At 62.0% G+C, this 7,566-nt stretch carries 9 protein-coding genes and 1 pseudogene; 8 read left to right on the forward strand and 2 right to left on the reverse strand.

What is annotated here, in order from left to right:
- A partial coding sequence (locus tag ENZ75_RS14025) for a GDP-mannose 4,6-dehydratase (protein ID WP_128278150.1) occupies positions 1 to 652 on the reverse strand: 652 nt, incomplete at its 3' end.
- A 366-nt stretch (positions 653 to 1,018) separates the two neighbouring features.
- Here ENZ75_RS14025 and ENZ75_RS35590 point away from each other — a divergent pair.
- The 7 genes and pseudogenes from ENZ75_RS35590 (at position 1,019) to ENZ75_RS14055 (ending at position 5,797) form a co-directional block, all read left to right on the forward strand.
- Positions 1,019 to 1,147 (forward strand): hypothetical protein, encoded by a 129-nt coding sequence (locus ENZ75_RS35590; RefSeq protein ID WP_272482885.1) that lies wholly within the window; start codon positions 1,019 to 1,021, stop codon positions 1,145 to 1,147.
- Between the two features lie 215 nt (positions 1,148 to 1,362).
- A pseudogene (locus ENZ75_RS14030) lies at positions 1,363 to 1,968 on the forward strand (hypothetical protein).
- A gap of 62 nt (positions 1,969 to 2,030) precedes the next feature.
- The gene (locus tag ENZ75_RS14035) at positions 2,031 to 2,885 is read left to right on the forward strand and encodes a 23S rRNA (adenine(2030)-N(6))-methyltransferase RlmJ (RefSeq protein ID WP_013532491.1); all 855 of its coding nucleotides are present in this window, start codon (positions 2,031 to 2,033) and stop codon (positions 2,883 to 2,885) included.
- Positions 2,886 to 3,079: 194 nt separating this feature from the next.
- Entirely contained in the window at positions 3,080 to 3,532 is a 453-nt protein-coding gene (locus ENZ75_RS14040) for a hypothetical protein (protein WP_013532490.1), read from the forward strand.
- A 134-nt stretch (positions 3,533 to 3,666) separates the two neighbouring features.
- A complete protein-coding gene (locus ENZ75_RS14045; protein ID WP_013532489.1) occupies positions 3,667 to 4,248 on the forward strand; it encodes a TetR/AcrR family transcriptional regulator in 582 nt (193 codons plus the stop codon).
- Positions 4,245 to 5,081, forward strand: coding sequence for a DMT family transporter (locus ENZ75_RS14050; RefSeq protein ID WP_013532488.1), 837 nt, complete (start codon positions 4,245 to 4,247; stop codon positions 5,079 to 5,081). Before ENZ75_RS14045 ends, ENZ75_RS14050 begins: the two co-directional genes overlap by 4 nt.
- A 101-nt stretch (positions 5,082 to 5,182) precedes the next feature.
- Positions 5,183 to 5,797 (forward strand): LysE family translocator, encoded by a 615-nt coding sequence (locus ENZ75_RS14055; RefSeq protein ID WP_013532487.1) that lies wholly within the window; start codon positions 5,183 to 5,185, stop codon positions 5,795 to 5,797.
- A 21-nt stretch (positions 5,798 to 5,818) separates the two neighbouring features.
- On the opposite strand, the gene ENZ75_RS14060 is transcribed toward ENZ75_RS14055, so the two are convergent.
- Positions 5,819 to 6,130, reverse strand: a complete 312-nt coding sequence (locus tag ENZ75_RS14060) for a transcriptional regulator (protein WP_013532486.1) — start codon at positions 6,128 to 6,130, stop codon at positions 5,819 to 5,821.
- 574 nt (positions 6,131 to 6,704) lie between these two features.
- Here ENZ75_RS14060 and ENZ75_RS14070 point away from each other — a divergent pair.
- Positions 6,705 to 7,172 carry a hypothetical protein gene (locus ENZ75_RS14070; protein WP_063167706.1) on the forward strand — a complete coding sequence of 156 codons (468 nt, stop codon included), beginning with the start codon at positions 6,705 to 6,707 and terminating at the stop codon, positions 7,170 to 7,172.
- Positions 7,173 to 7,566 lie beyond the last annotated feature (394 nt).

Below are 7,566 nucleotides of genomic sequence, written 5' to 3' on the forward strand. Positions count from 1 at the left end.
GCGCCTGGACGATGAAGTTCGAAACCACACGTCCATCGTCGGGCTGCATGCGGCGACCGTAGGTGTTGAAAATGCGGGCGACACGAATATCGAGACCATAGGTTCTCGAATAATCGAAGAACAGGGTTTCGGCCGAGCGCTTGCCTTCATCGTAGCAGGAGCGCGGCCCGTGCGTATTGACGTTGCCGAAGTAGCTCTCGGGCTGTGGATGCACGAAGGGATCGCCATAGACTTCGGACGTCGAGGCCTGGAATATCTTGGCCTTGTTCTGTCGCGCGAGTTCCAGAAGGTTCAGCGAGCCAAGCACGCTTGTCTTGAAGGTGTGGATCGGATCTGCCTGGTAGTGCGGCGGAGAGGCTGGGCAGGCGAGATTGTAGATCTCGTCGCACTGAAGGTCCGAAGGCAGTGCATCGACGATGTCGTGCTCGATGCAGCTGAAGCTCGGATTGCGCTGAAGGGCATTGAGATTGTATCTTTTGCCGGTGTGGAAATTGTCCAGCGCGACAACGTCGTATCCGTCCCGCAAAAGACGTTCGCACAGATGCGAACCTAAAAATCCCGCTCCTCCGGCGACAAGGGCGCGTCGTCGGCTTTGGCTGGCGTCCTTTTGGCTGCCGGATTCCAGTTTCAGAACCTTGACAAGCTTAGTCATGCTTTCCTCATACGCACCGAACACGCTACCGCCGGGCCGGGACAAAGCATCGCCCGGCCACGTTCCTGAGAACGTGGCAAACCTCCGCATCTGCGGAAGCGCCATCACTGATGTGCGTCAATTGTTCTTGGCTTTCGCGAAGCTGGTGCGACTACACAACCTCCGTGCTGCCGCTCAGCATTCTCCGCGCCCCGAAATCGCGATCACACGCCCGGTGTCACCATCGATTGCTCGCCCAAATTGCACATCCCAACGCATCGAAAATATACCTGTGGAAATTATAGTCAACCAAATTAGCAATTCCTTAACCAAATGCGCTCGCGAATGGTTAATCATGAAAGCGGCTACGGCCTCTCGGACCGAAGCATGGCGCACAAGGCAAATCCTGTTTATGAATCAGCATATTGGCTCGATCGACGTCAATATGTTGCCGGACGCGCCAAGCTGTTCCTTGAGGTAGAATCAAAACCTGACAGCAAGAACGGCCAAGAATGAGCCGACAGCAATGTTCAGCGCGGCGCGCGAAATACACGGCTTAATTTTTGAGCGCATAGGTAGAACGTTATCGGCATTGTTGCGCAGCCACGCCGCCAATCTGGTTGCGCTCGCACCCCGTACGGTCCACCTCCAGGGTGGCTGCCGCAACTGGCCATCGCCTTTTGGCCGTCGGGGCGCTATTGGCAAGGTCACGATACGCCATGGTGATGTGAATGCGCTTTCTGTTTGTCCTGATCCTGCTTGTCGGCGCCGGCGTCGGTGTCATCTATCCCTGGGCGATGAGCAATTTCTCCGGGCACGAGATCGGCACCGTCAGCGGCTTGAAACGGCCTTGCTCATAGACCCGCCAGGTGCCGATCTCCGGCCGCGATGCGCCGGTGCGGGTGCTGGTCGACCTGACCGCAAGAGCCGAGCGCATCGTCTCGCAGCAGCGCACCGTGCTGACGCTGACCGCCGCCAGCAATGGCCGCACGGTGCTCGCCTCGACGCTGCAGTTCAACCATTCCGACAATCCTCGCCAGGCCAGCCCGCAACTGCCCGACAAGATCTTTCGCGACGAGGCCGGCGTCATCGCGACCGTCAGCCCGGGTCCCTACGTCTTCACCGTCGGACCGGGTGATGCCGACGACATACCGATGCGGGCTGTCGATCTCATCCTGCGCTCCGGCGCAGGCGAGATCGACAGCCGTGCACGGCCGGTCGGCTTCGCGCTGATGGCGATCGGCCTGATCGGATTTTTGCTGACCTTGCGCACTCGAGGCGGTCGGCCGGAAAATCCGAACTCTCAGCCGCCACCGCCGCGCTGGGGCAGGGGCTGATGCATGTCGCCCAAAAGTGTGCAGCGGTTTTGGGACAACGACATGCATAACGGCACAAAACGATGAACTACCGCCACGCCTACCATGCCGGGAATTTCGCCGACGTCGTCAAGCATGTCGTGCTGACGCGCTTGCTCGAGTATCTGAAGCAGAAGGACAAGGCGTTTCGGGTCGTCGACACCCATGCCGGCATTGGCCGCTACGATCTGTCGTCGGCCGAAGCGCAGAAGACGGGTGAGTGGCAAGGCGGCATCGGCAGGCTGATCGATGCCCCGTTTGCCGCGCCGGTGGCAGCACTGCTCGCGCCTTATCTGGAGACAATACGGTCGCTCAACCCTGAGGGTGGCATCCAGAAATACCCGGGCTCGCCGTTGATTGCGCGCCATCTCATGCGCAAGCAGGACAGGCTGACCGCGATCGAGCTGCACCCCAAGGATGCCGCGAGGCTGAGGACGTTCTTTGCCGGCGATTTCCAGGCCCGGATCATCGAACTCGATGGCTGGCTGGCGCTCGGCGCCCATCTGCCGCCGAAGGAGAAGCGCGGCCTTGTTCTCATCGATCCGCCATTCGAGGAAGCGGGTGAGTTCGATCGCCTCGTCGACGGGCTCATAAGGGCGCACAAGCGCTGGCCAGGCGGCATCTACGCGCTCTGGTATCCGATCAAGGACCGCAAGGCGATCATCGCTTTCCGCAAGGCGCTGAAGCAATCGGGCATCCCGAAGCTGCTCGACATCGAATTCGAGATCAGGCCGGCCTCTTCGGAACCCAGCCTCGACGGCAGCGGTCTGCTGGTGGTCAATCCGCCGTTCACGCTGGAGGGCGAGTTGCGGACGCTGCTGCCGGCCCTGCACAGGCTGCTTGCGGTGGGGCGGCCGGCGCACTGGTCGTTGGAATGGCTGGCCGGCGAGCAGGCTTGAGGCGGGCTCATTGACGACCCGGGACCCGCGCTCTTTTGGATCCGGGCATGAACGTGCCAGAGCCATTCCGGTGCCGTGTAAATTCGGCTTTGGTCAAAAAGCAGTTTCAAACTGGGAAACCATTGTCAACGCAACCGCTTGACCGCCGCCGAGCGAATCCGCACAGTGCGCACAATCGACCTTGAGAGGCTGCCATGACTCGCTTCGCCAAATCCGCTCTTGCCGCCCTGATTTCGCTCTGCACCCCGCTTGCCGCGCCTCTCGGTATCACCCAGACCGTGCAGGCCGCCGATCTTACGGTCTATTCCGATGAAGACAGCGGGGTCTGCGGTCAGCCTTGGGTACTGAACAAGATCACCAGCCGCTTTTCCTATCAGGTGCATCACGTGCCGCATCTGCCGGATGTGCAGATCACCGATTTCCGGCGCATTCACCAGCATCGCTATCTGGCGGCCGACGATACCTGGCCGATCGGTCGCCGTTATTGCGGGGCCACCGTCAGCCTGTCCGACGGCCGCGATCGCACCATCTGGTACCTGATCGAGGAAGGCCAGGGCTTTGCCTCGATCGGCGACAATGTCGAATTCTGCGTCTCGGGCTTCGACCGCTGGATGGTCTACAACGGCCGCTGCCGCATTCTGCGCTAAACCCGGTTTCCCCTTCCAATCTCTTTCGCGCCTGTGGCTTGATCGGCTGCAGGCGTTTTTCGTGCCGCGTTGACAGCTGGCGCGATCCGTCGCATATGTATGAGACAGACCTGTCTCACCACTCGGTATGCGCCATGACACCATCGCCCGTTTCCGATAAGCGCCAGCACGTCGTTGAAACGGCCTACGTGCTGTTCAAGCGCGCCGGCTTCCATGCGACGGGTATCGACCGGATCATCGCCGAAGCCGATGTGGCCAAGATGACGATGTATCGCCACTTCCCCAGCAAGGACGAATTGATCGTCGAGGTGCTCGACTATCGCGCTATGCGTTTCGACCGCCAGCTCGACCGGCTCGCCCAGGAGGGCATTCCGCCGGAACAGAAAATCGGAAGGATTTTTGACTGGCATGCACTCTGGTTCCGCAGCGCCGATTTCCATGGCTGTCTGTTCGCACATGCATTGGCCGAGTTCGGCGATCCCGGGCATCCGGTTTTCAAGGCCGTTGTCAGGCAGAAGAACGGCCTCAAGCGGCGCATGCGGTCTATCCTCGAAGAGATGATGCCGCGCGGCCGCGCCGAAAGCGTGGCGGCGACACTGCTTATGCTGATCGAAGGTGCGACCTTGCTGGCGCAGATGGGGCCGGCCGACGCCGCCATTCGCGACGCCCGCAAGGCGGCCATGGGCATCGTCGCTGCTTCGCGTAAGTCCCAATGAGCCCGCTGGTCATCGGGCTCGCATTGTTTGCGGCGATCCTGCACGCAACCTGGAACGCGTTCCTGCGCACGGGGGCCGACAGGTTGTGGACCGTCACCGTCATGAGCTTTTCCAGTACGGCGCTCGCCATCCCCTTAGCCTTCTTCCACGCCCTTCCGGCCGCGCCGGCCTGGTCCTACATTGTGCTCTCGGCCTGCCTGCAGGTTGGCTACAGTTTGTTTCTGGTGGCCGCCTACAGATATGGCGAGCTGGGACAGGTCTATCCGATCGTTCGCGGCAGCGTGCCGCTGCTCGTCACGCTCGGCGAGTTCTTCCTGGCCAACCAGCAGCTCACTCTGCCGCAGACCATCGGTGTCGCGCTGGTCGCGGGCGGCATCATGGGCCTTTCTCTCGGAAGGGGCAGGGCCGCCACGACATCGATACTCTATGCGCTGGCAACGGGAGCGATCATCGCCGCCTATGCGACGGTCGATGCGCTCGGCGTTCGGGCGGCGGGAAACGCCGGTGCCTATACCGCATGGGTGCTGGTGATCTACGGCGCGTTGCTGCCGGCGGCCTTCGTCGCCTGCCGTGGCCGGCTCACAGTCGACCTGGGTGCGCCGGAAACCTGGAAGGCGCTGGGCGGCGGCCTGTTTGCACTTCTGGCCTACGGTGTCGTGGTCGCGGCCTTCGCGCTCGGACCGGCCGGTCCGATCACCGCGATCCGCGAAACCAGCGTCGTCTTCGCGGCCTTCATCGGACGTCTGTTCCTCGGCGAGGTGCTGACGCCGCGGCGGGTCGGCGCCTGCGCCATCGTCGCGCTCGGCGCCATCTGCCTCGGCTATCAGCCGTGACGGAAATGCGCATCGCGCAGTTTCTCGATTTTCCTGATGGCGCCGACAGGTAAACCGGCTAGTCTGGACTCCCGAGAGCGGCATTACCCTCGGGAGTTTTCATGGATCTCGCGACCTCGCTTGCCTTTGCGGCCGCCTTCTTCGTGTTCGCTGCCAGCCCGGGTCCGGACAACATGACGATCGTCGCGCGCACAATCTCCAATGGCGCCGCGTCGGGCATCGCCTACGGTGCCGGCACCGTGGTCGGCATCCTCATCTTCCTGATCCTCGCCGCCTTCGGCCTGTCGATCGTCGCCGCCAAGATGGCGATCGTCATGACGGTGCTTCGCTATGGTGGAGCGGCCTATCTGGTCTGGACGGGCATCAGGCTGTGGATGGCGGCGCCCGTCATTCCCGAACTGCAGCCCATCTCAGGACGGCGAGGGCTGTTGATGATTTTTGCCACCGGCATCGCGCTCAATCTTGGCAATCCGAAAATGCCGTTGTTCTACATTGCGCTGTTGCCTAGCGTCGTCGGCGCATCGCTCGACGCAGGTCATCTCGGTGTGCTGATGATGGTGATCGTGGCCGTCGAGGTCGTGGTGATCGGCGGTCATGTCGTCCTCGCCGGTCGCGCCCGCAGCCTGTTGCGCACACCAAGGATCGTACGCCGGGTGAACCGCGCGGCGGGCGGTGTGATGATCGGCGCCGGCGTTGCCGTTGTTGCCGCGCGCTGAGCGGATTGCCCAGTCATCACGCTATTTCCTGCGCGCCGCCGCCTCGGCCTGATCGAGGATCTTGCGCAGGAATGCGGCATGGCCGCGGAACGCGCGCCGTCCGCTCGTCGTCGCCCTGACGCGCGTCTGCGGCCGGCGGCCGACGAACAGCTTTTCGATGTCGACATAACCAGCCCTGGCCAGCGTATCGAGATGCGCACCGAGATTGCCGTCGGTGACGTCCACGATGGCTTTCAGCCCGGTGAAATCCAGCGTTTGCCGCCTTTCCAGCATGCTCAGCGCCGCCATGATCCTGAGCCGAGTGCTCTGGTGGATGATTTCGTCGGCACTCATCGATTGGCTCCGGCGCAGCCAAGCCGGAGGCCGCCGACAACCATGCTGCCGCCGTGGCGGACCGTCTTGGCAATCTCGAACGGCGACAGCGCCGCTTGCTCCTGTGCGATCGACATTGAAATGCTCCAGCATGCTGTACAGAATACTCTGCCATGTAGAGTTATCTGTCAATTCACGAGCAGGCCGATCTGCGTTCGTGCTTGACAAGACGATGCACCGATCGGCTGTCGCATTGCAGTATAGATCGTCCGCCTGCACGAGATGATCGCACCGATGAGGCAGCGGTCATGATATCGGCGACCGACGATCGACACGCAAAGCTGCTCGCTGATCTTCGGAGCTTCACGAGAGGAGCGCTTCCGCGGAGTGTGGAGAATGTCGGCGACACATTCTAGCCAATGGTCGAAGATCAGAAGTGAATTTCTGCGACGATCAGCACGATCATGTGCCGATCGTAACCGAAATTTAAGCTGCGAAAATCAGTCTATTGCTTCGCTGGCTAGCAAGCCGCGAGTCAGATATGCATGAGCGCGCCGGGTCATTACGGCCGTCGGCACAAAGGAAGGGGCATCGCATGGCTAAGCAGTCATCCAAAGCGCCGGCGTCCAAGGCACCGGCAAAGAAAGCACCCGCAAAAGCAGCGACGGCAAAGGTCGCAGCTGCAGTGAAGAAAGCAGCACCCGCTGCCAAGCCGAAGGCCGCGGCGGCCAAGGCAAAAGCAGCACCGGCCAAGAAGCCGGCAGCGAAAGCTGCGGCGAAACCGGCAGTGAAGAAGGCGGCACCCGCCAAGGCAGCGGCAAAGCCGGCTGCCAAGGCGGCACCGGCCAAGAAGCCTGCAGCGAAAGCTGCGGCGAAACCCGCAGCGAAGAAGGCAGCAGCACCTGCCAAGAAACCGGCTGCCAAGGCTGCACCAGCCAAGAAGCCGGCTGCCAAGGCTGCTCCGGCAAAGAAGGCTGCGGCAGCGAAATCTTCAGCGCCGGTGAAGAAAGCGGCACCTGCGGCCAAGCCGAAGGCAGCGCCCGCGAAGGCCGGCAAGAAGTAGTCGCGCTTCCCTCGCCGGGGGCGGTGCCGAAACAGTCAAGGGCGGGTGCCTCACAGGGCGCCCCGCTCGTTGTTTAGGCAGTCGGAAGGCGAGAACAGAGGCGGACGGAGGATATCTTTTCGCAGCTCCCAGGACTTCGCCATAGGGCGGAGTCCGGTGGGGCTTTTTTCGTGTCATTCATGCGGGTGATGAAACATCGGCGCGAGGCTCGTCGGTCTTGCCAGTCGGCTGGCGGCTTCGCGCGATCCCGGCAACCATGGTGATGAAGCACCGTCTTCATGGAGCGCTCGCTAAACGGCCCTGGCCGCTGCGTCGCTCTGGCGGCTGGGTTTTCCGCTTCTGGCCATTGCCCGATCGCGCCCGATCGGTCAACACTGCCGGCCTGCAAAACAGG

Origin of the sequence: Mesorhizobium sp. M7A.F.Ca.CA.002.04.1.1, from assembly GCF_004022805.1 — a bacterium.
Lineage (GTDB): Bacteria > Pseudomonadota > Alphaproteobacteria > Rhizobiales > Rhizobiaceae > Mesorhizobium > Mesorhizobium ciceri.